Genomic DNA, 1,123 nt, shown 5'->3' with positions numbered 1-1,123 from the left:
GAGACCGACACGAAGATCTTCTGCGGCTGTTCGACGGAACCCGAAGCGGACGAGGAGCCCAACACGCGCACCTGCCCGACCTGCCTCGGGCTGCCGGGCGCGCTCCCCGTCCTCAACGAGGGCGCCGTCGAGGCCGCCGTGAAGGTCGGCAAGGCGATCGACGCCGACATCCCCGAGACCACCACGTTCCACCGGAAGAACTACTACTACCCCGACCTCCCGAAGAACTTCCAGCTCACCCAGTACGACGCGCCGATCTGCCAGTCGGGCGAGTTGGAGGTCCGCGTCGACGGCGAGCCGCGGACGATCGGGATCACCCGCGCGCACCTCGAGGAGGACCCGGGCAGCCTCCAGCACGCCGGCGGCTCCATCGAGTCGGCGACCCACACGCTGGTGAACTACAACCGCGCCGGGACGCCCCTCATGGAGGTCGTCACCGAACCGGACTTCCGCTCGCCGGCCGAGACCCGCGCGTTCCTCGCCAAGCTCGAGGAGGTCCTCGAGTACCTCGGCGTCTTCGACCCCGGCCGCGACGGGAGCCTGCGCGTCGACGCCAACGTCTCCTTGGTCCCCGACGAGTACGTCGACGCCGACGGGACGATCGACGACGAGGCGCTCGACGACGTGAACCGCGCCGAGGTGAAGAACATCTCCAGCCACAAGGGCGCCGAGCAGGCGCTCGCGTACGAGGTCACCCGCCAGGAGAACGTCCTGCGGCGCGGCCGCGAGATCGAGCAGGAGACCCGCCACTGGGACGAGGACCGCGGCGTCACCGTCGGGATGCGCTCGAAGGAGGCAGAGAAGGACTACCGCTACTTCCGCGAGGGCGACCTCCCCGCCCTGGAGGTGGCCGACTGGACGGAGCGGATCGCGATCCCGGAGCTGCCCGACGCCCGCCGCGAGCGCTTCCGCGAGGAGTACGGGCTCGGCCGCGAGGCCGCCTCGAAGCTCACCTCCACGAAGGCGGTCGCGGACTTCTTCGAGGACGTCGCGAGCGAGTTCGACCCCGACCTCGCCGCGACGTGGGTCGCCGACAACCTGCTCGGCGAGCTCAACTACCGCGAGATGGAGATAACCGACGTCGAGGACCGGCTCGGCGAGTTCACGCGCCTGATCGAGCTCG

At 69.9% G+C, this 1,123-nt stretch carries 1 protein-coding gene; it reads left to right on the top strand.

Annotated features, from left to right (window positions below; translation table 11 throughout):
- On the top strand, positions 1–1,123 hold a 1,123-nt coding region (gatB, locus tag U4E84_RS18245; RefSeq protein WP_322533479.1), incomplete at both ends, for an Asp-tRNA(Asn)/Glu-tRNA(Gln) amidotransferase subunit GatB.

It is taken from the genome of Halorubrum sp. AD140 (assembly GCF_034497445.1).
In the GTDB taxonomy this organism is placed as follows: Archaea; Halobacteriota; Halobacteria; order Halobacteriales; family Haloferacaceae; genus Halorubrum.
The sequence above is the reverse complement of the archived record's forward strand: the minus strand, read 5'-3'. Positions and strand labels throughout refer to the sequence as shown.